At 58.1% G+C, this 24,419-nt stretch carries 22 protein-coding genes; 13 read left to right on the top strand and 9 right to left on the bottom strand.

The genetic code is table 11. The annotated features are described in order from the left end of the window. Positions 1–31: 31 nt before the first annotated feature. Complete coding sequence (locus D3Z90_RS17420; RefSeq protein ID WP_136477202.1) at positions 32–967, bottom strand: LysR family transcriptional regulator; 936 nt, start codon at positions 965–967, stop codon at positions 32–34. A 142-nt stretch (positions 968–1,109) separates the two neighbouring features. On the opposite strand from D3Z90_RS17420, the gene D3Z90_RS17415 reads away from it, so the two are divergent. Then, positions 1,110–2,339, top strand: coding sequence for an acyl-CoA dehydrogenase (locus D3Z90_RS17415; RefSeq protein WP_136477201.1), 1,230 nt, complete (start codon positions 1,110–1,112; stop codon positions 2,337–2,339). Between the two features lie 42 nt (positions 2,340–2,381). Here D3Z90_RS17415 and D3Z90_RS17410 read toward each other — a convergent pair whose 3' ends face one another. From D3Z90_RS17410 to xthA, 3 genes are all read right to left on the bottom strand, one after another. Further along, entirely contained in the window at positions 2,382–3,389 is a 1,008-nt protein-coding gene (locus tag D3Z90_RS17410) for a TerC family protein (protein ID WP_136477200.1), read from the bottom strand. Positions 3,390–3,553: 164 nt separating this feature from the next. Then, a complete protein-coding gene (locus tag D3Z90_RS17405; protein WP_136477199.1) occupies positions 3,554–4,876 on the bottom strand; it encodes a substrate-binding domain-containing protein in 1,323 nt (440 codons plus the stop codon). Positions 4,877–4,984: 108 nt separating this feature from the next. Further along, positions 4,985–5,797: an exodeoxyribonuclease III gene (xthA, locus tag D3Z90_RS17400; protein WP_136477198.1), complete on the bottom strand. Its 813-nt coding sequence runs from the start codon at positions 5,795–5,797 to the stop codon at positions 4,985–4,987. 162 nt (positions 5,798–5,959) lie between these two features. Here xthA and D3Z90_RS17395 point away from each other — a divergent pair, with 162 nt between their 5' ends. From D3Z90_RS17395 to D3Z90_RS17385, 3 genes are read left to right on the top strand one after another with little or no spacing between them, the layout of a single operon-like run. Beyond that, positions 5,960–6,619 carry an N-acetyltransferase gene (locus D3Z90_RS17395; RefSeq protein ID WP_136477197.1) on the top strand — a complete coding sequence of 220 codons (660 nt, stop codon included), beginning with the start codon at positions 5,960–5,962 and terminating at the stop codon, positions 6,617–6,619. Between the two features lie 57 nt (positions 6,620–6,676). Continuing rightward, positions 6,677–8,419: an autotransporter assembly complex family protein gene (locus D3Z90_RS17390; RefSeq protein ID WP_136477196.1), complete on the top strand. Its 1,743-nt coding sequence runs from the start codon at positions 6,677–6,679 to the stop codon at positions 8,417–8,419. Further along, entirely contained in the window at positions 8,416–12,090 is a 3,675-nt protein-coding gene (locus D3Z90_RS17385; protein ID WP_136477195.1) for a translocation/assembly module TamB domain-containing protein, read from the top strand. Before D3Z90_RS17390 ends, D3Z90_RS17385 begins: the two co-directional genes overlap by 4 nt. A gap of 77 nt (positions 12,091–12,167) precedes the next feature. Here the strand turns inward: D3Z90_RS17385 and D3Z90_RS17380 are convergent, their stop codons facing one another. After that, positions 12,168–12,560, bottom strand: a complete 393-nt coding sequence (locus D3Z90_RS17380) for a Mor transcription activator family protein (protein ID WP_136477194.1) — start codon at positions 12,558–12,560, stop codon at positions 12,168–12,170. Positions 12,561–12,935: 375 nt separating this feature from the next. On the opposite strand from D3Z90_RS17380, the gene D3Z90_RS17375 reads away from it, so the two are divergent. Beyond that, positions 12,936–13,124 (top strand): hypothetical protein, encoded by a 189-nt coding sequence (locus D3Z90_RS17375; RefSeq protein ID WP_136477193.1) that lies wholly within the window; start codon positions 12,936–12,938, stop codon positions 13,122–13,124. 36 nt (positions 13,125–13,160) lie between these two features. Here D3Z90_RS17375 and D3Z90_RS17370 read toward each other — a convergent pair whose 3' ends face one another. Beyond that, positions 13,161–13,550 (bottom strand): fe2+ zn2+ uptake regulation protein, encoded by a 390-nt coding sequence (locus D3Z90_RS17370; protein WP_136477192.1) that lies wholly within the window; start codon positions 13,548–13,550, stop codon positions 13,161–13,163. Positions 13,551–13,760: 210 nt separating this feature from the next. On the opposite strand from D3Z90_RS17370, the gene D3Z90_RS17365 reads away from it, so the two are divergent. Continuing rightward, complete coding sequence (locus tag D3Z90_RS17365; RefSeq protein WP_136477191.1) at positions 13,761–16,082, top strand: acylase; 2,322 nt, start codon at positions 13,761–13,763, stop codon at positions 16,080–16,082. Positions 16,083–16,138: 56 nt separating this feature from the next. Here D3Z90_RS17365 and yegQ read toward each other — a convergent pair whose 3' ends face one another. Continuing rightward, positions 16,139–17,458 (bottom strand): tRNA 5-hydroxyuridine modification protein YegQ, encoded by a 1,320-nt coding sequence (yegQ, locus tag D3Z90_RS17360; protein ID WP_136477190.1) that lies wholly within the window; start codon positions 17,456–17,458, stop codon positions 16,139–16,141. Positions 17,459–17,775: 317 nt separating this feature from the next. Between yegQ and fnr the strand changes: the two genes are divergently transcribed. The 3 genes from fnr to D3Z90_RS17345 are packed head-to-tail and all read left to right on the top strand — an operon-like array spanning position 17,776 to position 20,084. Beyond that, positions 17,776–18,522 carry a fumarate/nitrate reduction transcriptional regulator Fnr gene (gene fnr, locus D3Z90_RS17355; protein WP_136477189.1) on the top strand — a complete coding sequence of 249 codons (747 nt, stop codon included), beginning with the start codon at positions 17,776–17,778 and terminating at the stop codon, positions 18,520–18,522. Between the two features lie 9 nt (positions 18,523–18,531). Further along, a complete protein-coding gene (locus tag D3Z90_RS17350) occupies positions 18,532–18,963 on the top strand; it encodes a hypothetical protein (protein WP_136477188.1) in 432 nt (143 codons plus the stop codon). A 56-nt stretch (positions 18,964–19,019) separates the two neighbouring features. After that, positions 19,020–20,084 (top strand): AI-2E family transporter, encoded by a 1,065-nt coding sequence (locus tag D3Z90_RS17345; RefSeq protein ID WP_136477187.1) that lies wholly within the window; start codon positions 19,020–19,022, stop codon positions 20,082–20,084. Here D3Z90_RS17345 and D3Z90_RS17340 read toward each other — a convergent pair. Next, a complete protein-coding gene (locus D3Z90_RS17340; RefSeq protein WP_136477186.1) occupies positions 20,081–22,162 on the bottom strand; it encodes a TonB-dependent receptor domain-containing protein in 2,082 nt (693 codons plus the stop codon). The two genes, D3Z90_RS17345 and D3Z90_RS17340, sit on opposite strands and share 4 nt — an antisense overlap. Before the next feature lie 212 nt (positions 22,163–22,374). Between D3Z90_RS17340 and D3Z90_RS17335 the strand changes: the two genes are divergently transcribed. Genes D3Z90_RS17335 through D3Z90_RS17325 form a run of 3 tightly spaced genes read left to right on the top strand, consistent with a single transcriptional unit; the run spans position 22,375 to position 23,389 of the window. Further along, entirely contained in the window at positions 22,375–22,638 is a 264-nt protein-coding gene (locus D3Z90_RS17335) for a response regulator transcription factor (protein WP_136477185.1), read from the top strand. A gap of 36 nt (positions 22,639–22,674) precedes the next feature. Next, on the top strand, positions 22,675–23,043 hold the full coding sequence (locus D3Z90_RS17330; RefSeq protein WP_256658246.1) for a head completion/stabilization protein: 369 nt from the start codon (positions 22,675–22,677) through the stop codon (positions 23,041–23,043). Continuing rightward, on the top strand, positions 23,036–23,389 hold the full coding sequence (locus D3Z90_RS17325; protein ID WP_136477184.1) for a putative holin: 354 nt from the start codon (positions 23,036–23,038) through the stop codon (positions 23,387–23,389). Before D3Z90_RS17330 ends, D3Z90_RS17325 begins: the two co-directional genes overlap by 8 nt. A 12-nt stretch (positions 23,390–23,401) precedes the next feature. On the opposite strand, the gene D3Z90_RS17320 is transcribed toward D3Z90_RS17325, so the two are convergent. Further along, positions 23,402–23,812: a helix-turn-helix domain-containing protein gene (locus tag D3Z90_RS17320; protein WP_136477183.1), complete on the bottom strand. Its 411-nt coding sequence runs from the start codon at positions 23,810–23,812 to the stop codon at positions 23,402–23,404. Positions 23,813–24,081: 269 nt separating this feature from the next. Between D3Z90_RS17320 and D3Z90_RS17315 the strand changes: the two genes are divergently transcribed. Next, positions 24,082–24,390, top strand: coding sequence for an ogr/Delta-like zinc finger family protein (locus D3Z90_RS17315; protein WP_256658245.1), 309 nt, complete (start codon positions 24,082–24,084; stop codon positions 24,388–24,390). Positions 24,391–24,419 lie beyond the last annotated feature (29 nt).

Genomic DNA, 24,419 nt, shown 5'->3' with positions numbered 1-24,419 from the left:
TTGTGCCGAGCGTTACTGGTTTGACCCGCAGCTAACGAGATTCAGCCTCGGCCGCGCGCTCATCTTGAGCGACCACCGCCTGGCACAATTCGATAATCTGTTCGCGCATCCAACGGTTGGCCGGGTCCTGGTCAGTGCTTTCATGCCAGTACAGGTGAGTTTCCAGCGGCGGCACACCATTCACCGGCAGGCTCAGATAGTTGAGCTGGTGGCGCCGAGCGAAGCGCTCCGGCACCGTCATCACCATATCGGTTTGCTGCAGCACCTGGGAAGCCATTAGGTAATGCTGGGAGCGCAAGGCGATCTTTCGCTGTACACCCATTTTTCCAAGCGCCAGGTCGACATAGCCCAAACCGTTGCGTCGGCTGGATATATGGATGTGGGTAAGGCCCAGGTAATCTTCCAGGCTGAGTTTTTCTTTGGTCAGCGGATGGCCGTGGCGCATGGCGCACACGTACTGGTCCTGCATCAACTTGACGTGACGTACCTGCGGGTCAGTGTTGAGCGGCGCGTCGACGGCAAAATCCAGGCGGCCGGCAGCCAGCTCCTTGGTGGTCTCGCGGCGCTTGCACAGGAAACTTTCAATTACTACTGCCGGGGCCAGGCGGCGTAAACGCTGGAACAGCGGCGGCAGAATCACCGCCTCGGTCAGGTCGGTCATACTTATGCGGAAGGTCTTGTTCGCCTGCAGGGGGTTGAAGATGCGGCTCTCTTGCACCGAAACACGCAGCAGCGACAGGGCATTGCGCACTGGACCAATGATGTTCTGAGCCATTGGCGTCGGTACCATGCCCTGTGCGGTACGCACGAACAGCGGATCGTTGAAGGTTTCACGCAGGCGCGCCAGGGCATTGGATACCGCAGGCTGGGTAATGCCGACAATCTGCCCGGCACGGGTCAAGTTGGCTTCGGTGTAAATCGCATCGAAGACGATGAACAGATTGAGGTCGACCTTGCTCAGGTTCATGGGCGCTGCTCTTTTTTGTCGATGTTATGGGCGAATCATATATTGGTTATGAATGTTTATACACGCCGAGAATAGACTAGGTGGATTTTACTTGCTGATCTAGGCTCTTGTTCAGATCCCCTTTCCACAAAAGGTACTGCCAATGGATTTTGCCTATTCACCCAAGGTTCAGGCGCTGCGTGAACGCGTCACTGCGTTTATGGATGCTTATGTCTATCCCGCCGAGGCGGTGTTCGAGCGTGAAGTCGCCGCGGGCGATCGCTGGCAGCCCACTGCAATCATGGAAACGTTGAAGAACAAGGCCAAGGCGGAAGGTCTGTGGAACCTGTTCCTGCCCGAATCGGAACTGGGAGCGGGGCTGACCAATCTGGAATATGCGCCACTGGCTGAGATCATGGGCCGTTCGCTGTTGGGGCCTGAACCGTTCAATTGCTCGGCGCCCGACACGGGCAACATGGAAGTGCTGGTGCGTTACGCCAACGAGGAGCAGAAGCGCCGGTGGCTGGAACCGCTGCTGCGCGGCGATATCCGTTCCGCCTTCGCCATGACAGAACCCGATGTAGCGTCCTCCGATGCCACTAACATGGCCGCCCGAGCGGTACGCGACGGTGATGAGTGGGTGATCAATGGACGTAAATGGTGGACTTCAGGTGCCTGCGATCCACGTTGCAAGATCATGATCTTCATGGGTTTGAGCAACCCGGAGGGGCCGCGCCATCAACAACACTCGATGATTCTGGTGCCCACCGATACCCCGGGGGTGAAAATTGTTCGCCCGCTGCCGGTGTTCGGTTATGACGACGCACCCCATGGCCATGCCGAGGTGCTGTTCGAAAATGTGCGAGTACCTTACGAAAACGTGCTGCTAGGCGAAGGGCGCGGTTTCGAGATTGCCCAGGGGCGTCTCGGCCCTGGACGAATTCACCATTGCATGCGCTCGATCGGCATGGCTGAGCGCGCCCTTGAACTGATGTGCAAGCGCTCGGTGGAGCGCACTGCATTCGGTCGTCCGTTGGCGCGCCTGGGGGGTAACGTCGACAAGATCGCCGATTCGCGCATGGAAATAGACATGGCTCGGTTACTGACGCTCAAAGCGGCCTACATGATGGACACCGTAGGTAACAAAGTGGCGCGCAGTGAGATCGCGCAAATCAAAGTGGTGGCGCCGAATGTGGCCTTGAAAGTCATCGACCGGGCAATCCAGATTCATGGCGGTGCCGGGGTGAGTGGTGATTTCCCCTTGGCCTACATGTACGCGATGCAGCGCACACTGCGCCTGGCGGACGGTCCGGACGAAGTGCACCGTGCCGCGATCGGCAAGTACGAGATCGGCAAGTACGTACCAAAGGAAATGCTGCGCAGCGGGCATTGATCTGCCCGCCTTGCATACCAGGCCCGCGACTGCGGGCCTGGTTCATTTGTGGTTGCCAGAGTTTGCCGGGTGTGATGGTTGATCGCGGGTCTTGAGCAGCGACAGCACCACGCCACCGGTCAAAAGCCCCAGGGTCACACTCAGCGATAGCCATGCCGGCACCGCTCCAATCAGGCCGTGATAGAAGATCTTGCTGCCGATGAAAATCAGCACCAGGGCCAGGGCGTATTTCAGGTACACGAAACGGTGCATCAGCGCTGCCAGGGCGAAGTACAGCGCGCGCAGCCCGAGAATGGCGAAGATATTCGAGGTATAGACAATGAACGGGTCCTGGGTAATTGCAAAGATTGCCGGCACGCTGTCTACGGCAAATACCAGGTCTGCCAGCTCGATCAATACCAACGCCAGGAACAAGGGGGTGGCAAACAGCACGGCCTTGTTCTGTCCGGCAGCCTTGAGGCGTACAAAAAAGCGCGGGCCATGCAGGTCGTCGGTGACCCGCAGGTGGCGGCGTACAAACTTGAGTACTGCGTTGTTGGCCAGGTCCGGGTGACCTTCCTCGCGAGAGAACAACATCTTGACCCCGGTAATCAGCAAGAAGGCGCCGAACACGTAGAGAATCCAGGCGAACTCCTGCACCAGTGCGCTACCGACACCGATCATGATTGCCCGCAATACCACCACCCCGAGGATGCCCCAGAACAACACCCGGTGCTGGTAAAGGCGAGGAATGGAGAAGTAGCTGAAGATCATGGCCATGACAAACACGTTGTCCATGGACAATGACTGCTCCACCAGAAAACCGGTGTAGAACTCCAGGGCAGATTGTGCGCCCAGCTCCAGCCAGATCCATCCACCGAACAATACGCCCACACTGAAATAACCGCCGTACAACAGCAGGCTTTCGCGCATTTCGATTTCGTGAGCTTTGCGGTGCAGGACGCCCAGGTCCAGTATCAACAGGGTCAAAACAATAGAGATGAATGCCAGCCAGAACCACATGCTGGTGCCAAGAAACTGGTGGTCGAGAAATGCCTGTAGAGCCGCCATGCGCCCCTCCTTGATTGTCGTCGTTGCGGTTCGCAACAGTGACTCCGACATGGCGGCTTGGCAGCCGTCAGAGGGGCCCGGCGTCACTTACCCAAGCCTAGTTGCGATAACTGCGTGCGCCCAATCGGGGCTGTAACAAATATTTGCGCAATGGAACAGGGTGCTCAGTAGACCCAGACTTCGACCCGTCGATTGCGAATTCGGCCTTCTTCATCCGAGTTGGTTGCTACCGGCAGGTCGTCGCCCATGCCGACCACCTCGCGCAGTGTGACGCCTTGCCTGGCGAGCTCGCGGCGCACCGCCATGGCGCGTAGGCGGGAAAGCAGGCTGGCACGCTCGGGGTCAGGCTTGGCGTCGCCAAAGCCAACCAACACCACATCGCGGTCGAGCTTATTGTTATGACGCAAAAACTCGACCAGCCGCTGCACGTCGCGTATCGCCTTGTTGTCGAGGTTGGCGTTACCTTCCTGAAAACGGAAATTCACCGACAGGCGCTGGGCATTGCGTGCCAAGGTGCGATAAGACGCTGGCATTTCATCAGTAGCCGGGACTTGCGATGCATGGATTTGCTGGCCGACAAAACCGTTGCCGGTGACGATGGCTTGCCCCTTCGGACTTTGCGCGAACTCCACCAGTGCCAGGGCCCACGGCGCAGGCTGGAGGGGAGGGAGGTAGAAATACAGGCGGCGGGACAATGGATAGTCCTCACTGGCCACCAACGTGGGGCTGGGCAACATGGGGCGCGAGGCGCCATCCGCAATAGCCAGCACCTTGGCGCCATGGACAGAGGCCAAACTGCTGAAACCAATGGCCTGGCGGTCAGCCAGCACCCCACGGGTCAACTGATCCGCCGATTCGAAGCGTTGCGCAGCCAAAGCCAGGGTCTGTGCGGCAGGATCGAGTACCAGCGCCTTGAAGGTTTCGAAGGTACCGGAGCGGTCGTCCCGGGCGTACAGATGAATTGCTCCTCTACCCAGGCCCAATTCATCCCAGGTGGTGATCTTGCCGGCAAAAATTCCTGCCAGTTGAGCGATACTCAATTGAGGCAGGGGGTTGTCGGGATGCACGATGACCGCCACGCCATCCAGGCCGATAATCTGTTCAGCGCTTGTATTGTTCAAGTCGCCCAGTGCGCGAAGTTCGCTCAGCTCGTTGGGCTTGATCGGGCGCGAAGCGGCGGCCAGATCTGCCTGGCCCGTTTTGAGCGCAGTGAAGCCGGTGCTGGAGCCGTGAGCGGCGATGTCGATACGAACTGCTTTGCCCTGGGAATCAACAGCCCGGACGCGAAGCTCATTGGCCGTCTCGGTCGAATCGACCATGATCTGACGAGCCCCCTGGGCCTCCAGCAAACCTTTGACCAGCGCCGGGGCCAGCGTAGCGCCAATGGTATTGGAACCCTGGATGCGCAGCAGCACCGACTCATCGGTGGTGGCACAAGCGAAGATCGGAAGCAAACAGGCAAGAAACAGGCTGAGATGGCGGAGCATGCCGGTGGGCACTCTTCAGGCAAAGGGGATACCGCAGATTAAGACAGTTGGATGACTGTTAGATGACGATCAGCCAACTGCCCTGCACATTTGCCCTGAAGCCCCGGCTTATGCCAGTTCCAGCCAGATCGGCGCATGGTCCGATGGTTTTTCCATGGCGCGCAGATCGTAGTCGACGCCGGCTGCCTTGATGCGTGGCAGCAAACCCTGGGAGGTCATGATCAAGTCGATGCGCAGGCCGCGCTTGGGTTCGTCTTCAAAGCCGCGACTGCGGTAGTCGAACCAACTGAAACGGTCTGCGACTTCCGGATGTAGATGACGGAAACTATCGACCAGGCCCCAGTTCTTCAGGCGGGCCATCCATTCACGCTCCTCGGGCAAGAAGCTGCATTTGCCGGTCTTGAGCCAACGCTTGGCGTTGTCGGCGCCAATGCCGATGTCACAGTCTTCGGGGGAGATGTTCACATCACCCATTACCACGACCGGCTGATCGTTTTTGAACTGACTTTCCAGCAGCGCTTGCAGGTCGCTGTAAAAACGCGCCTTGGCCGGAAACTTGGTCGGATGGTCTCGGCTTTCGCCTTGGGGGAAATAGCCGTTCATGATGGTGATAGGTGTGCCGTCAGCATCGGCGAAGGTACCCCAGATAAAACGCCGTTGAGCGTCTTCATCATCGCTGGCGAAGCCTTTATGCAGGCTCAGCGGTGCCTGGCGCGAGAGCAAGGCAACGCCGTAATGACCTTTCTGGCCATGAAAGTGCACGTGATAACCCAGCGCCTGGATATCGGCCAACGGAAACTGCTCGTCGCTGACCTTGGTTTCCTGCAGGCCGATAACATCCGGTTGATGCTTTTCGATCAGCGCCGCCAACTGATGAGGCCGTGCGCGCAGGCCGTTGATGTTGAACGAGACGATCTTCATGGCCAAAACAATCCTGATAAAAGCTGGAATCCTAGCCGACATCGACTGCTGCGACCAGCATGGCGCGCCATCCGATAGGCTGCTAACGTGGTGCTCGGGGTGAACGTCGGCGCAATGTACGCCTCGAAGGCAATGAATGCCCATTTGTGGAGGTTTGTCCGAATGACCGAATCGACTGCTGCCCCGGCTCAGATCCGCTTGCTTGATGGTGGTTACAGCCGCGAGGCACGTTCGTTGCTGTATCACGCCTATCGCCATGAACCTACGTATGCGTTCCTGTTCGAATCGCAGCGCCCCGGGTATGACCAGCGCATCCGCGCGACGGTGCGCGAACTGGTCAAGCAGCACTTCCTGCAAGACTTTCCCGCCTTGGGGTTACTGGTCGATGATCGTCTGGTGGGGATTGCCCTGATTGCACCGCCGCAGCGCCGTCTGGGAGTGACCGAGAGTTGGGTCTGGCGCATGCGGATGGTCCTGAGTACCGGTTTTCGCTGCACTCGCCGGTTCCTGGATTATCAAGCGGCGCTGATGGCTTGTTTACCGGGCGACGCTGTACATGTACTGCCGCTGCTGGGTATTCATCCACAGTTTCAGGGCAAGCAGTACGGAGAGCAATTGTTGCAAGCGGTTCACGATTGGTGTGCTGAAGACGAAAACTCGCAAGGTGTCGTACTCGACACTGGAAATGAACACTATCTGGCGTTTTATCAGCGCCAGGGCTATCAGGAAATTGGCGAAATTGCCGTAGGACCTGTTCGGGAACACGTATTTTTTCACCCAAATCCGCAGCCATCTCAACGTGCCTCCTTCGCGTCTGCGTAATCGGTCGCAGAGCCTCGGACTCCATGCTGGCGCCAAGCTCTGGTAGCATCCGCGCCTATGACGTATTCAGGACGATTCACCTGCGGTTTGATTTTATTGTTCACCAGCGCCGCCGCCTATGCGCAGAGCGAACTGGTGGTAAAGGTCAAACCTGCCAATAACGAACTCAAGGCCAATGTCGAAGGCTACATCGGCAGCCTTGGTAAACGCGATGAAGAGGCGCTGCTGCGCTTTAGTCGCGGGGCTGTCGAGCAGGCCCGCAAGGCTGCCCAGGCGCTGGGTTTTTACCAGGCGCAAATCGACAGCGAGGTCAAACCGCCAGCAAAGGCCGACAAGGATCCGCAACTGGTCCTTACCATCGAGCCGGGAGAGCCCGTGCACCTGCGCGACGTCACCGTGCGCATAGAAGGCCCGGCAAGTGAGCTCAAAGCCTTCCGCATCCCCAACAGCAAGGCCTTGCGTTCAGGCGCCGTACTCAACCATGGGCACTACGACGATGCCAAGCGGCTGATTCAAAACCAGGCTGCACGCTACGGTTTTTTCAGTGGGCATTTTGTTCGTCAACGCCTGGCGGTTGATCCTCAGGCAGGTGTCGCCGATATCGAGTTGGTCTATGACAGTGGACCGCGTTATCGACTGGGCGCAGTCAATTTCGCCGGTGACACACCTTTCGACGACTCGCTGCTTCAACGCATGGTGCCGTTCAAGGCCGACACGCCGTACGATTCCGAGCTGATCGCCGAACTCAATAATGCCCTGCAATCCAGTGGCTATTTCGAAGGGGTGCGGGTCGATGCTGCGCCCACCGCTGCAGTTCAGCAGACCATTCCCGTGGCGGTGCAACTGACCACCCGCAAGCCGAGGACCATGGGCCTGGGCCTGGGTTTTTCGACTGACGTCGGGCCTCGCGGCAAGGCCAACTGGACCCGTCACTGGGTCAATCCGCAAGGCCATAGTTATGGTTGGGAAACAGAATTGTCGGCACCGCGCCAGAACGTTGGGCTGTGGTACGACATTCCGCTGGACCCACCATTGACCGATAAATTTCGTTTTGCCGGTGGCTACCAGAACGAAGAAATTGCCGGCACTGACACCTTGAGCAAGTTGCTCACCGTCGGCCCCGAATGGCACAGCAAGTTGCCCAGTGGCTGGCAGCGCGTGCTGTCGCTCAAATACCAGCGCGAAGAATATCGTCTGGGTGACGACTCGGGCTTGAGTAACTTGCTGATGCCGGGTGTCAGCTATTCCTACTTGCGCAGCGACAACCGCATCGATCCGCACAATGGATACCGTCTGCAGTTCGATGTGCAGGCCGCCAAAGAAGGCTTGGTATCGGATACCAACCTGTTGCATGCCAACGTAGTGCTCAAAGGGCTTGCCACCCTGGGCCAGAAGCACCGCTTTCTGGGGCGTATTCAGTTCGGCGGCAGCGCCACCAACGACTACCAGAGTTCGATGCCGCCATCGCTGCGCTTCTTTGCCGGTGGTGACCAGAGCGTGCGGGGTTATGACTACCAGAGCCTGTCGCCGGAGAACTCCGATGGCGATCGTATCGGTGGCCGTTACCTGGTTGCCGGCAGTGCTGAATATCAATACGAAGTCGTCGAGAAATGGCGCGTGGCAACCTTTGTCGATCAGGGTAATTCATTCAACAATTTGGAGTTCCCAAGCCTCAAGACCGGTGTTGGCATCGGTGTCAGGTGGGTATCTCCAGTCGGGCCGTTGCGTCTGGATCTGGCCCATGCGCTGGATGACGACGGCGGTATCCGTCTGCACTTCTCCATGGGGCCGGAACTGTGAGTCGCATCATTAGAAACTTCCTCCTCGGTCTGTTGGCGTTGGTGCTGGTGGTGCTCCTTGCGGTGGGCCTGATACTGGGAAGCCAAGCAGGTAGCCGCTGGGCCCTGGGAATGGTTCCGGGTCTGCAGTTGGAGACGTTTCAGGGGCGCCTGGCCGGTGGTTGGCAGGCCGATCGCGTGGTGTGGGAGCAGGGCGGGAATCGGGTCGAGCTGGTGGCGCCGGTCTTTTCCTGGTCACCTTCCTGCCTTCTGCGCATGACATTGTGCATCGAGCGTTTGCAAGCCGATCAGGTAAATCTTGCCTTCGCCCCGAGTGAATCCGAGTCTGATAGCGGGCCTGTACAACTGCCGGCCCTGAAGCTCCCCGTAGCGATCGAGTTGGGCGAGGTACGCATTGGCCATTTGCGCCTCGATGGCAATGAACAGTTGAGCCAGTTGCAACTGGCAGCGCATTGGACCGTTGGCGGTTTGCAGATCGATAGCCTGCAGTTACAGCGCGACGACTTGCATTTGAGTCTGCAAGGTCTGCTCCAGCCCGAGGGCGACTGGCCGTTGCAGCTTGAGGGGCAGTTGCAGTTACCCAAGGTTGATAACCAGCAATGGCAACTGGCTTTGCAGATCAACGGCGAACTGCAGAAAACGCTGAAGATCACCGGTAACAGCAGCGGCTATCTGAACGCGCGGCTCAAGGGCGAGCTGCAAGCGTTGACCGAGCAACTGCCAGCGAAGTTGCAGATTAGCGCGCAGGCGTTCAAGCCCGCTGCCGACCTGCCTGACACCGTGCAATTGAACAACCTTGAGCTTAGTGCCCAGGGCAACCTGCAAAGTGGCTATCAGTTGCTTGGCACTGCCAGTCTGCCGGCCGAGCAAGAGCCGGTAGCCTTGAACTTGCAGGGTAAGGTCGACGCCAAGGGCGCGCAATTGAGTGCGCTGGATCTCACCGCCAGTGCAGACAAGCGCCTCAAACTCACGGCCAACGTCGATTGGCAGCAAGGTTTGAACGCCGAGGCAACCATTGACTGGTTGGACTTCCCTTGGCTGCGCCTCTACCCACTGGAAGCGGCGCCGCAAGTGACGCTGCACCGTTTCATTGGTCAAGTGCAGTACCGTGATGGCAATTACCAAGGTGAGTTCAAGGGGGATCTGGACGGGCCTGCAGGTGCGTTCAGCGTTAACAGCCCATTCAAGGGTGATTTGAAACAGATCAGCTTTGCGCAACTGGCGCTCAATGCCGGGCAAGGCAAGCTCGAGGGCAATGTCGGTGTGCAATTTGCCGATGCTGTTGCCTGGGACGCTGCCCTCGAACTTTCCGCGCTGAACCCGGCCTACTGGCTCGCCGAACTGCCTGGCACCCTGGCTGGCCCACTGCGTAGTAAAGGGCAGATAAAGGAGGGGCAACTCAGCCTCGATGCAGAGCTTGATTTGAAAGGGCGCTTGCGCGGACAACCTGCGGTACTCAAAGCGATTGCCCAGGGGGCGGGCCAGAGCTGGACACTGGGCACGCTGGATATTCGCTTGGGCGACAACCATATCAAGGGGAGCGGCAGTGTGCAGCAACGCCTGGCCGGTCAATTGGATCTCGATCTGCCACGTCTCGGCCAACTTTGGCCGCAGCTGCAAGGTCAGGCGAAAGGTAAGCTGGAAGTCTCCGGCACCTTGAAGGCACCGCAGGGTACATTGACGTTGCAGGGGCAGAAGTTGGCCCATGCTGACAACCATTTGCAGCGCTTGGTGCTGGATGCGCGCCTGGATGCGGCTCAACGTGCACTGATCGATTTGCAAGCCGGTGGCATTCGCTTGGGCGAGACCAGCCTGGGCACGCTCATTGCCAAGGGGCGCGGTGATATCCGCCAGCAGCAATTGGACGTGGCGTTGGATGGGCCTCAGCTCAAGTTTGATCTGGCCGCCGATGGCCAACTGGACAAGAGCAACTGGCGTGGGCGGCTTGCCAGTGGCCGGATCCAGGCCGGTGGTCAGGACTGGCAGCTACAAGCGCCTGCGAAGCTGCAGCGCCTGGCCAGCGGGCAAATAGATTTTGGTGCCCATTGCTGGCGTTCCGGGCAAGCGAGTCTGTGTGGTGAAGACCAACGTCTGGCGCCGGATCCACGCCTGCGCTACCACTTGAAGCAGTTCCCGTTGCAGAGCTTGGCCCAGTGGTTGCCAAAGGATTTTGCCTGGCAGGGCCTGCTCAATGCCGACATCAACCTGGATGTTCCGGCCAGCGGCCCGAAAGGCACCATCATCGTCGACGCCAGCGGTGGCACTCTGCGCCTGCGTGAAAAGGGCCAATGGCTCGATTTTCCGTATCAAACCCTGCGCCTGCAAAGCGACCTGTCGCCTCGCCGGGTTGATACTCGCCTGAACTTCAAAGGTGAACGCTTGGGCGAGCTGTCAGTGGTCACCCGTCTCGACCCGGTAGCCCGCAACAAACCTTTGACTGGCGATTTCCGCCTGACCGGGCTGGATTTGGCCATCGCGCGTCCATTTGCCCCCATGGTCGAGCGGCTGGCCGGACAACTCAATGGCAGCGGTCAGCTCTCAGGTACTTTGCTCCAGCCCCAGGTCAATGGCAGCTTGAACCTTACTGGCGGTGAAGTGGCTGGCGCAGAATTGCCAATCAGCCTTAAAGACCTGCGACTGCAAGCATTGATCGCGGGTGAGCGGGTCCTGCTCGACGGCGCCTGGAAAAGTGGTGAAGCCGGCCAAGGCAGTTTGCGTGGCCAGATCGGCTGGGGACGAGCGTTGGCGGTCGACCTTCAATTGCAAGGTCAGCGCCTGCCAGTCACTGTCGAGCCCTATGCAAACCTTGAGGTAGAACCGGACCTGAAAATAACGCTGCTTGAGGACAAGTTGGCGGTATCTGGGAAGGTGCGGGTGCCCAAGGGCAAGATCACCGTACGTGAGCTGCCGCCATCGACGGTCAAGGTTTCCGATGACACGGTCATCGTTGGTCATCAGACCGAAGAGGGCAAGGCGCCGATGGCCGTGGCCATGGACATCGATGTTGAAGTGGGCAGCGACAAGCTATCATTCAGTGGCTTTGGACTGACCGCCAATCTTCTCGGGCATGTGCATATCGGCGACAACCTGGATACCCGTGGCGAGCTCAGCCTGGCTGATGGTCGCTACCGTGCTTATGGTCAGCGGCTGACGATTCGTCGTGCACGACTGCTGTTTGCCGGGCCTATCGATCAGCCTTACCTGGACATCGAGGCGATCCGCCAGACCGATGATGTCATTGCTGGTATCCGCTTGAGCGGCAGTGCCGAACAGCCCACCACGCAAGTGTTTTCCGAACCGGCCATGAGCCAGGAGCAAGCACTCTCGTATCTGGTCATGGGCCGGCCGCTGGGCACTAGCGGTGAGGACAACAACATGCTTGCCGAAGCGGCCCTTGGCCTCGGGCTGGCGACCAGCGCCGGGGTTACCGGGAGCCTGGCGTCGAGCCTGGGCATCGATGATTTCCAGTTGGATACTGAAGGCAGCGGTAACAGCACCAGTGTGGTCGCCAGCGGCAACCTTACCGAACGTTTGAGCCTAAGGTACGGGGTGGGTGTGTTCGAGCCTGTCAACACCGTCGCGTTGCGCTACAAGTTGAGCAAGAAGGTTTATCTGGAGGCCGCCAGTGGCCTGGCAAGCTCTCTGGACATTTTCTACAAACGCGACTTCTGACGGTCGCTATTGTGGCGCGGTGACAGCCTCGATGACCTCGTTGCTGTCACCATTGCGCCGGTGAGTGAAGCAAGTATTCACTGGCTCAAGGGGTGCGCGCAGGGCTCCTGCCGGCGGATGTTGCCGATCTGGCGCAAGCTCAAACCGTATTTGTTGGCCAGCATGCTGCGTGACAAACCTTTGGCGCTTTCCTGCTGAATTTGCTGATTGCGCAACTGGCGCAGGAAATGGTCGACCTTGGGAATTTCCAGCGCCATGCCAGCATAGCGTTTGATCAAGGCATCGAGTGCATGGGCGGGGAGCACCTGGGCCAGAGCAGTCCGTTCACGATGCTTGGGAATGTATTTGGGGCGGCCACCAAAGGCATTGGTGAGGTTGTAGGCATTTTCGATGCCCAGGCATTCAATGAGCATCTGCAGTGAATGGGGAAGTTGGTGAATGTCGATACGTTCGAGGTCGCGCAGTTCCATGATGACTTCCTTGTTGGAGTTAACTTGACGCCCTCATGGTTGAACATCCGCGCCGCTCATAACAGGCTGCAAGCGCAGCAAGGGCGGTGGGCATCGGGTATGTGATTTGTAGGCAACAAGGGCGTGTTGCTTAGGAAGGTTATGCCGGACACGTCGCTAAGCCTTGATTGCTCAGTCTAATGGCATAAATGCATGGTGCATGGTTGGCCAACCCATGCCCAGCGGTCAGACGCATGAGCAACAGGCTTATCGGTCCGAGACCGGTGCCAGGTCGATTGACGGGAAAAGGAAATTGTCCGCCCGGATCATGGGCGCGTTGTATGATACGAGCAGGCCGTTCTGGGCCACATATCCCGAAGTCGCAAGGAAATACCAATGACTCAAGGTCAACGCCTGAAATACTCCATCCTGATCTCCCTGCTGGTGCTGGGGATCATGCTCGGCCTGTCCTACCTGCAAAAGCAAGGCACGATCAGCGAGCAAGTGTTCCAGTACATCGCTATCGGTGTCGCGGTCGCGGTGGTGGTGATCAACGGCATCATGCGACGCAAGGTCAAAATCTGAATGATCTGCGCGGCCGGCTCGTTGCCGGCCTTTCGCTCAACGGGGGCCGAATTGTTCGAGAATGCTGCGCGCCTCGGGGTTGAGGGTGTAGCACTTTTCGTTGTCCATGCTGATTACGCCTTCAGTGCACAAGCGCTTGAGCACTTCACGAACGCTTAGAAATGACAGCGGAATGTCCAGCTGTTCAAGCTGACTGTGCACACCGCGTACGCCGATGCTGCGCCCATTGCGGTGGGCCGAGTGCAAGGCGTCGATCACCTTGAGGCGGATCAGGCTGGTGCGAAGCCCGAACGACCTCAGTAGTTCGCGGATATGTTCGTTGCCCGGGCGCTCGCTTTCGCCGCCGTCGATTTTTACTACCGGCAGCACTTGGCGAGCCTTGCGCACTGGTCTGGTGGCGATCCCTGCCTGTTGCTGGTTATACATGTGAACGCTCCTTTTCATGGCCAGTTCAGATACCGTTTTTGTGATGCTTACACCTATAAGACGAATGAGCGGCGCAAAACTGCAGTACCTGTCGAAAAAAAACTTGAGTCGCTTTGGTAAAGACGTTTCTCGAGCTTAATTTCCGTAATTTTTTTCGCTGTGCTTCGTTCAATCAGGATCATTCGCGTTGTGATCTGTGAAGGAGTATTCGTGATCAACCCTCGTCCATTGGCACGCGTCTGTCTGGCCGGGCTGCTCGTCGGCCTCAGTTTTACCTCCCAGGCTCGGGTCGTCGCAGGTGATGCCAGCGCCGAAATACGCCGTACCAGCTTTGGGGTGCCGCACATCCTGGCGCACGATGAACAGGGGCTGGGGTACGGAATTGGCTACGCCTATGCGCAAGACAATCTGTGCCTGCTGGCCAACGAGGTGGTTACCGTCAACGGTGAGCGCTCACGCTTCTTCGGCCCCGACCAGGTCACCTTCGAGCAGCGCAAGAACCTGGGCAGCGATCTGTTTTTCAACTGGCTCAATACCCCCTCTGCGGTATTCGGCTTCTGGCAGGCGCAATCGAGTGAGGTGCGTGCCTTGCTTGAAGGTTATGCCAAGGGATACAACCGTGCACTGGCCGAGCTGCTCGCCAAGGGACAAGGTGCGCAATGCTTGCAGGCGCAATGGTTGCGCCCGATCACCTCCCTGGATCTGGTCAAGTTGACCCGACGCCTGTTGGTTGAAGGCGGCGTCGGCCAGTTCGCCGAGGCCTTGGCTGGCGCGACACCACCCGGTGTAGTGGGGCAGTTGGGTACGAACCTGGACATGGGCGTTGCCCAGGCGCGTCAGGATAATTTTGCCCTTGAGCGAGGTAGCAATGCGGTGGCCGTGGGCAGCGAGCGCTCTGCCAATGGGCGCGGCATGTTGCTCGCCAACCCGCATTTCCCCTGGGCCGGTGGTATGCGTTTTTATCAGATGCAACTGACTGTGCCAGGCAAGCTGGACGTCATGGGCGCGGCATTACCCGGGTTACCGTTGATCAACATCGGCTTTAACCGCCACCTCGCCTGGACCCATACGGTGGACACCTCCAGCCATTTCACCGTGTATCGCCTCGAACTCGATCCCAAGGATGCCACCCGTTACATGCTTGATAGCAAGTCCTTACCCCTGAGTCGTCAGCGTCTGACGGTGATGGTCAAGGGCGAGGACGGCAAGCTCACTGCGGTCAACCGAGATGTCTACAGTTCGGTGTTTGGCCCGGTCGTGCAATGGCCTGGCCGGCTGGATTGGAGCAAGCAACATGCGTTCAGCCTGCGCGATGCGAACCTGGAAAATACCCGGGTTCTGCAGCAGTGGTACAGCATGAACCAGGCACAGAGCCTGAAGGCGCTGCAGGACTCGGTTCAGCACCTGCAGGGTATTCCATGGGTCAACACCTTGGCTGTGGATGCCAAGGGGCAGACTTTGTATCTCAATCAATCGGTGGTGCCCTTTGTCGATGCTGCGTTGCTGACGCAGTGCAGTGACCCGGCTGCCGGGCAGGGCATGATTGTGCTCGATGGCTCGCGCAGCGACTGTAACTGGAAGGTTGATGCGCGTGCAGCACAGGCGGGTATCTTTCCTGCGCAGCTTCAGCCAAGCCTGAGCCGCAACGACTTTATCCAGCACTCCAATGATTCCGCCTGGATGGTCAACCCGGCGCAGCCCTTGCGTGGTTACTCACCGTTGATCAGTCGCGAAGACCAGCCCCTGGGGCCGCGCACTCGCTATGCATTGCAGCGATTGAGTCGGGACGACAAGCTGACCGGCGCTGATCTGCAACAAATGGTGATGGACAACCAGGTCTATCTGGCCGAATTGGTGCTGCCGGATATGTTGCAGTGGTGTGGAACGCAACCGCCAGCGTCGCAATTGGCTGCACTGTGCAGCAGTCTGAAAGCCTGGAACCTGCGTGCTGATCTGGACAGTGGCATGGGCCTGATGCACTTTCAGAATATTCTGCAGAGCTTGCTCGAGCATCCAGACTTCTGGCGCGTGACATTCGATCCAGCTGACCCCCAGCACACCCCACGTGGCTTGGCTGTCGAGCGTGCCGACGTGGCACGCGCGTTGAACGATGCGGCGCTCGCGTCGCTGGCGGAGGTGGAGCGTGCCGGCCTTGCTGCCGATGCGCGTTGGGGACAGATTCAGCAAGCCGCTGATGGCACGCCGATCCATGGTGGGCCGGCAAGCTTGGGGGTGTACAACGCAATCCAGAGTGTGCCGACAGCGCCGGGCAAGCGTCTGGTGGTCAGTGGCACCAGTTACTTGCAACTGGTGACCTTTGATGTGAAAGGCCCGCAGGCACTGGGTGTGCTGGCGTTTTCCGAGTCCAGCGAAGCAAGCTCGCCACACGCCAGTGACCAGACCCGTGCCTTTTCGGCCAAGCAATGGCATGTGCTGCCTTTTACCGAGGAACAGATCAAGGCTGACCCGCAGTATCGTTTGCAGGTAATCAGAGAGGCGGAGCCTGCGGTACTGGCAAAAACTGCGCCTTGATTGAGTTTCGTACCGCCGGGCGCGTCGAAACGCGCCCCGCAATGGCGGTGCGGCAGTTACTGCACCAATTCGCGCAACAGCAACCCAAACTCCAGCTCGACCTGTTCGGGAATCGGCAGGTAGACCGTGTGTCCATCACCTGGTGCCACGTCGATCGCTGCGCCCTGGCGGTCGCGCAGTTGATGGAGGTCGAAGTGATAGTTGCCCCGCGGTGTCATCAACTCCAAGTGATCACCCAGGGCAAAGCGGTTCTTGACCCGTACTTCTGCCAAACCATCGACGCGCTCACCCGTCAGTTCGCCAACAAATTGCTGGCGATCGGAAACCGAGTTGCCACGTTGGTAGTTCTGATACTCATCATGCACGTGACGGCGCAGGAAACCTTCGGTGTAACCGCGCTGTGCCAATGACTCGAGGTTGAGCATCAAGCTGCGGTCGAACTCCCGACCTTCCACGGCATCATCGATAGCCTGGCGATAGGCCTGGGTGGTGCGGGCGCAATAAAAGTGCGACTTGGTCCGGCCTTCGATTTTCAGCGAGTGCACACCCATGCGGGTCAGCCGTTCGACGTGCTGTACCGCGCGCAGGTCCTTGGCGTTCATGATGTAAGTGCCGTGCTCATCCTCGAACGCGGGCATGTCTTCGTCTGGACGATTGCTTTCCTGAAGCAGAAACACCTGCTCGGTCGGTGCGCCCACACCCAGGGTCGGTTGCACTTCGCGAACGATGTCGCCGCTGGCATCTTCAGTGGCCGGCGTGGCGCTGTATTTCCAGCGGCAGGCGTTGGTGCAACTGCCCTGGTTGGCATCGCGGCGGTTAAGGTAGCCCGATAACAAACAGCGGCCGGAGTAGGCCATGCAGAGCGCGCCGTGGACGAAAACCTCCAGCTCCATCGCCGGCACCTGCTGACGAATCTCCTCTATTTCTTCCAGCGACAGTTCACGCGAAAGAATCACCCGGGTAAGTCCCTGGCTGCGCCAGAATTCGACGCTGGCCCAGTTCACGGTGTTGGCTTGCACCGACAAATGAATCGGCATCTGCGGGAAGTGCTGGCGCACCAGCATGATCAGGCCGGGGTCGGACATGATCAAAGCATCCGGGGCCATCTCGATGACCGGTGCGAGGTCTTTGAGGAAGGTCTTGAGCTTGGCGTTATGAGGTGCAATGTTGACCACTACGTAGAAGCGCTTGCCCTGGGCTTGAGCTTCTTTGATACCCAAGGCCAGGTTAGCGTGGTCGAACTCGTTGTTGCGCACTCGCAGGCTGTAGCGCGGCTGGCCTGCGTACACCGCGTCGGCGCCATAGGCGAAGGCGTAGCGCATGTTCTTCAGGGTGCCGGCAGGGGCGAGCAATTCAGGTTTGGCGGGCAGGGTCATGGTCGGATCGCGGCGAAAGGCGGGAATGCTATCGGCAACATCGCTTCAAGACATTGATCTGTATCAAGGGCGCTTTGGGTGCTGCGCAGGGCTGGATCAGTGGTGGGGGTCGGGCCCTGTCCGACGGTGATAGAAAGCGCCGGAATCGGCTACACAGCGGTGATTGCATACCTCGGCCATATGCAACGTCTTCGCATCAATAACTCAATGAAATCAATGCTTTGACATCAAATAAAGATTCTTGATAAGGATTTGAAATCGGCCCGCGGGACAATTATCTAGCGCACAAAGTGTGCTATCTCATTGGGGGCCAATAAATGTCTGAAGCCGTTCGCTTGCATGCTCATCGCCAGGCCAGTTGCAAGACCTGCAGCCTGGCGTCGCTATGCCTGGCAGGCTCTGTGAGCCACGAAGAAGTCGACACCCTGGATGATCTGGTCAGGCACGGCCGGCCATTGAAGAAAGACGACTTTCTGTTTCGCCAAGGAGACAGCTTCAATTCGATCTACACGATTCGTTCAGGCGCAATGAAATCCATCAGCCTGAGTGAAACCGGTGAGGAGAAAATTGTCGGCGTTCATTTGCCCGGTGAGCTGATTGGTTTGTCTGGCGTGGACGCACAAGCCTATCTGGTTTCAGTCCAGGCGCTTGAGGAAACCTACGTTTGTGAACTGCCTTTCGGGCCACTCGACCAATTGTTGACGCGGCTACCGCAACTGCGCCGACATCTGATGCGGGCGATGAGCCGTGAAATCCGCGATACCCAGCAAATGACGCGCCTGCTTTCCAAAAAGGCCGCCGATGCGCGAGTGGTGACCTTGCTGGTTAATCTGGCGGCCCGTTTTCGCGCCCTTGACTATGCGGCCAACCGGTTGCATTTGAGTATTTCGCGCAACGAAATCGGCAACTACCTGGGACTGGCCGGAGAGACCGTATCTCGTGTGTTCACTCGCCTCCAGCAAAATGGCCTGATCAAGGTCGAAGGCAAGGATGTGCACATTCTCGAACCTGAACAGCTCTTTCTTCTGGCCGATGGCTCAATGTCGGCTTGCAGTCTGCGTTAAGGAATATCAATGACTTTGATTCTCTCGCATGGACCTTGGTCCATCGCAGTGGCAAAACTTGTCGATGCACATCCGGGTTTTCGCACTCAGTACACATTGAACGAAGGCCTGGACGTGGATAGCACGTACCGCTGGAACTGGAAGGCGCAAACTGGGGCAGACGCCAGCGATTGCACTTTTACATTCGCCAACCTGGCGCTATCGAGCCCCATCACCTGGAGCACCTCGGCTGACCAGCGAGCCTGGCAACTCCCTGCCAGCGGCAACCCTGCTGCGTCAGCCGGCAGGATAAAAGAGGATTACGTGCACATCGAGCTAAAGGCCAACTTTATCTGGGACAGCGATGTGAAAATGGGCCGAACCATGGACAACTGGCACGCGGGGCACGCGCAGGTCCTGGCAGGCACACCGGCCTCTGAAGAGGTTAATTGTTCTGGGTGAACGGCACTTTTGCCGCCGCGCCATGCACTAACGTTGTGAACGGCAACGGAGCGCATATGAACGAAACCAACCTGCAGCACAGGGCCCTGCACATGCTATTGGCCCTGGTCACGATTGCCTTCATCTGGATCCTGCTACCTTACTACGGTGCGGCTTTCTGGGCAGTGATCCTCGGCATCGTCTTTGCGCCGCTACAGCGGCGCTTGTTGGCACGCCTGGACTGGCGACGCAACTTGGCCGCCGGCTTGACGTTGTTGATCTGCCTGGTGATCGCCATTCTCCCGGTGATCATCATCAGTATGTTGCTGGTCCAGGAAGGGGCTGCGCTGTACAAGAATATCGAAACGGGCCAGTTGGACCTGGCCGGCTACATTGAGCGCTTCAAGGACATCCTTCCGGCATTCGCGCAAAACGGTCTGGAGCGCATGGGCATGGGGGACCTGGACGGTTTGCGGGACAAGATTGCCAATGGCGCTTTACAGGGCAGTCAGTTCTTTGCTTCTCAGGCGTTCAGCTTTGGCCAAGGTACATTCGAGTTTCTGGTCAGCTTTGGCGTGATGCTCTATTTGCTGTTCTTCTTCTTGCGTGACGGTGCTGAGTTGGTACGCAAAATACGCACCGCGTTACCTTTGGCCGAGCAGCAAAAGCGCCGTCTGCAACTCAAGTTCAACCGGGTGGTACGGGCCACGGTCAAAGGCAACCTGCTGGTGGCGGTGACCCAGGGCGCCCTTGGCGGAATCATTTTCTGGATCCTGGACATCCCCAGCGCGTTGGTCTGGGGAGTGCTGATGGCTTTCCTGTCGCTACTTCCGGCCGTCGGCGCAGGGATCGTCTGGGCGCCCGTGGCGATCTACTTCGTGGCCACCGGCGCGATATGGCAGGGGGCGGTGCTGGCGGCGTTTGGCATATTTGTGATCGGTCTGGTCGACAACCTGCTGCGGCCCATGCTGGTGGGCAAGGACACCAAAATGCCCGATTACCTGATCCTCGTTTCCACTCTCGGAGGGCTGGCGGTATTCGGGCTCAACGGCTTTGTCATCGGCCCGTTGATCGCCGCGCTGTTCATGTCCAGTTGGGGGATCTTTGTCTCGACCAAACCCCAGGTGCAACTGCCCAGTTAACGGAAGCTGTAAGACACTCCAGCGTAGACGCCAAAGCCTTCGCCAGGCGTCGAATGGGGAATGTCCTTGCCGTTGTCGTTATAGCCGGGAGTCACCGTGGCGGCATAACGCTTGTTGGTCAGGTTGCGCAGGTCGAGCCACGTCTGCCAGTCCTGCTTGGGGGAGTTGTAACCCAGGGTTGCGCCGAGCAGGGCGTAGGCATCAGTTGGGTAGCTGTTGGCGTAATCGACCTGCACCTTGGAAGCCATCTGGGTATTGATCCCGGCGTACAACCCGCTCGGCAAATCGAAACGTAATTCGGCTTGGTAATAGTGCATCGGGATGCCGGGCAGGCGGTTATCGCCGAAAACGTCGTCGTCGCGGTAGTGGAAATCGCTGAAGGTATAGGCCTGGCGCAGGGAAAGCTTGCCAACCCCGCCGCGCTCCCAGAGCAGGCTGTCGAGGCCGGCTTCAACACCTTGGTGCACGGTCGGGCTGGCGTTGAACTCGGCTGCGGGCAGGCCGGGTACGATCTCGACCGCCAGCAGTTCGTGACGTACGTGCGAGTAGTACCAAGCCAGGTCCCATCGACCGAAACTCGAGTCTCCTCGGGCACCAAGCTCCAGCGTTGTCGCTGTCTGGTTTTGCATTTCGATGGGCTGGGTTTGCAGACCATTGACCCGCGGCGAACTCCAGATCAATGCCCATGGATGAGGTGGCTCAACCGAGCGACTAAGGTTGCCGAATAGCTGCAAACCTGGGTTCAGGTCATAGCGCAGGCCCAGGCGCGGCGCGTAATCCCAGTCATGCTGGCTTACCTTTCCACCATTTTCCGGGTAAGTCACCGCACTTTCACGTCGGGTATAAATCATCGCCAGCCCGCTGGTTAGCCATAAGTCGGGGGCCAACTCCAGCTCGTTGCCGACATGCACGACGCTGTCAGAGCCTTGGTAGCTGAAATCGCGTGTGCGGGTGCCGACGGCTAGGGTAGCTGGTACACGAACGAACTCGGAGGCACCGCTGTTAGGTAGGTGTTTGGTGGTGCGCCAACCAAGGGTGGTTTTGCTTTCGTGGTTGAACAGGGTGTCGCGACGGAAGTAGTTCAAGGTCCCACTGACGTCGGAGTAGGCCACTTTCAGCCGATTGGGCCCCTCACGCAGGTCCATAGGATAATCGTGGTAGACCAGTCCGGTTTCCAGACGAGAATCTCCGTCGAGAAAAAACGTTGTCTTGTTCCCCAGCCAGGTACTGCCTGGCTGCGGACGGCTGGCATCACGGCTCAGGTAGAGTGGGTTGGCGGCTCGCGGATCGTGCTTGATCTGCGCTTTGGTGAGGCGACCAGCCAGGTCGTTCTCGGTTTCCCGGTAACGCAGGTAGAAGCGGGTTTCCAAATTCGGATTGAAGCGATAACCGACATTGGCGGCGATGCCTTTGCTGCTGCCGCTGCTGTGTTGCTGATAACCATCGTACTCGGAGTCGGTCAGGGCTACGTAATAGTCCAGATCCCCCAGCACCTGTCCCGAACTTATCTGGCGCTTGGCATAGCCGCGGCTGCCGATTTCGTAACGCACCTGCAACGGCGCCGCATCATGGCCAGTGTGGGTGACGTAGTCGATGGCGCCGCCCAGTGCCAGGGCACCGCGGTCGAAGCCGTTGGCGCCACGCAGCACTTCGGCACGGCTCAGCCAGAGCGGCTCGAACAATTCATAAGGGGTACCACCGGGGCCGGTCAACGGCAAACCGTCGAACATCACGTAGACGCCCGAGCCATGGCTGCCCGGCGCGCGGTTGATGCCCGATCCGCGAATCGACAGTTTGACGCCATCGTTGCCAGCCGACTGGGCAAACACGCCCGGTTGATAGGCAAGGACATCCTCGTTGCTAGCCACCCGACCTTGCTCTACTTGTTGCATGTCCACCAGGTTCGTTGCGCCTGGTACTTGGCGCAAGCGCTCTTGGGCTGCTTCCAATTCGTTCTGCTGTCGGTCTTCGATCAGCACCTGTCCCAATTCCAGAGGGGCAGCCTCCAGTGCCGGATTTATTGCAACGAACAACCCGAGCACACCAAGGGAGGAGGGGGAGAGTAAAGCGGGGCGCATCGTACGACTCCAACAGCAGAGGGCAGTGATCATCGAAGCTCAGACGACCGAAAATCACTTCAGATCACGACAGGCAGTGCTGAAGTTAGCGTAAATATGTTTTGTATGGTCGGTCCCTACAGGTTGGCTTTCTGGAAGTGACACAAGTGCTGTTTGTATGGTGACGCACACCCTGATCCGGAATGACTCCGGAGAAAATGCGGAGAATAGCCATGACAACCCATGCCTCAAAAAAACCTGTACACGACGTGACTAGTGATAACCCAGGCGCTCAATTCAAACTGACCGCTCGGGAGCAGGAGGTGCTTCTCTGGTGTGCCCACGCGAAGAGCTCTTGGGAGATCGGACAGATTCTCCAGTGCAAGGAGTCGACTGTGAACTTCCACGTCAGCAACATCCTGCGCAAGTTCGACGTCACCAACCGAGTTGCTGCGGTGCTCAAGGGATTGCGCCACGGAATGTTGCAGCAACTGTGATGCGTGAAGGTAACGATGAACTCAAGGGAGCTCTATATGCAGAGCGACAACTACGCAGTAAACCATGCTGATCGATGCTACATGCTGACCAGCGACGATCCGTTCTGGCCAAGTATCAACCTGCGGGAACTGCGCCAACATTTGGCACTTACCTGTGCGATCAGCGATACACGATTGGAAGTGGCAGCTCGAGCTGCGGCCCATAAGGCGGGAGGAGAGTTTGCGCAATGGCGCAGGGTACTTCGAGACCGAGGCTATAAGCGCCTGGAAGACATGGCGTCGCACCAACTCTTGTCGGGTTGCTATCGGCGTGCGGTTGAGGCGAACACCCATTTGGCACTGGAGAGCGATGTACTGCTGGTCGCGTGCCGGCCCGGTTCGAATGGAGCGCCAGTACATGAGTGAGCCAACCAGCGCGAGTCTTTCCAGCGTATTTATTGGCTTGGGCCTGGCTTCGTCAATGCCGACGATTGACGGCGATACAATATTCGGTGCGGTGTTGGGGGCATGGCTGGTCGCTAGTACCCGGCGGGCTCTCAAGGCTTGGCAGCGCCTGGGATCACTTTTCCTTTCAGCGGGTGTTGGCTATCTGTTTACGCCTTTCGTGCTGTTGTTGGCACCCTTTCTGTCGAGTGGTGTGGCGGCATTCGTTGCGGCTGTGGTGGTTATTCCGATCAGCATCAAGGTAATGATCTGGCTCGACTCTGCGGACCTTCGTGAGATTTTGCAGCGTTTGCGCAATGGCTCCTGAGAACTTTTCGATTCAGCCATCGGCTTGCAGCAGTCTGTGCATGTCCTCTACCTGGCGCTCTAACTGACGAAAGCGGTGCTTCTCTTCTACTGCCTGTGCAATCGCCCGCTGGTCTTGTGGAGCTAGCGCACGCAGTTGAGTGAGTAACTGAGTTTCCCAGTCGTGAGCGCTTTCATCCGTAGCGGTAGGCGTTGCGCCAAGCGCGCGTTGTTGCGGGCCTTCTCCGAGTAACAACCAGTCCAGCGAAATTCCATGGCATGTGGCGAGCCCTATGCATAATGAGTATGGGATGCTGTTGCGGCCTTTCCAACTGCTCAAGGTCTGTGGGCTTACGTTCAGTGCGACTGAAAGCTCGGCGTCTGTAGTGGATGCAGTGATCAGTTTCATTCGGCGTAGTACAGCAGTAAATCCATTTGTACTCATTCTGAGTATTCCTGTGGGATACTTCTATGAATATTTGCAAGGCAATATTCGATCTGAGTAATCACGATTCGGTACATCAAACGCAACTCATAAGGACATTATCGATCTATGACGAATTCCGGGAGAAAAAGGAAAAAGTACGCTTTCCATCTACGCATGAGACTACATCAGATTCTGAAATGTATGAATTATTACCCTGTTAGCAGAACATTTAGCGTTGTAGCTGTCGGGCATGTTCAGTGGTTCGCAGACTTTGGCAGGAGAGATTCGTGAGTACTTACAAGTTGGTGTGCCCTCATTGCAAGAGTCGCATGCGCATTCGCACCAGCGAGGGGCGACACATCTTCCTGCGAATAGCTTATCTGCAGTGCACCACCGAAGCCTGCGGTTGGTCGGTGCGCGCGGAGTTTGAGATGACCCATGAACTGTCACCCAGTGGCATGCCAAACCCTGATGTTCGCCTACCGCGCGCAGGGGGAGAGTTGCGCCGGGCAGCGTTGCAACCAGGGCCTAGGTGTAACGATGACTACCAGGTCGTAGCGCCAAGCCAGGGCATACCGCAATTTGACCCCGCCTAGAACCTTCCCTAAAAAAAACACCCCGCCAA

Origin of the sequence: Pseudomonas sp. DG56-2, from assembly GCF_004803755.1 — a bacterium.
GTDB lineage: Bacteria > Pseudomonadota > Gammaproteobacteria > Pseudomonadales > Pseudomonadaceae > Aquipseudomonas > Aquipseudomonas auratipiscis.
Note: the sequence above shows the minus strand (reverse complement) of the source record. Positions and strands in the feature narration are given on the sequence as shown.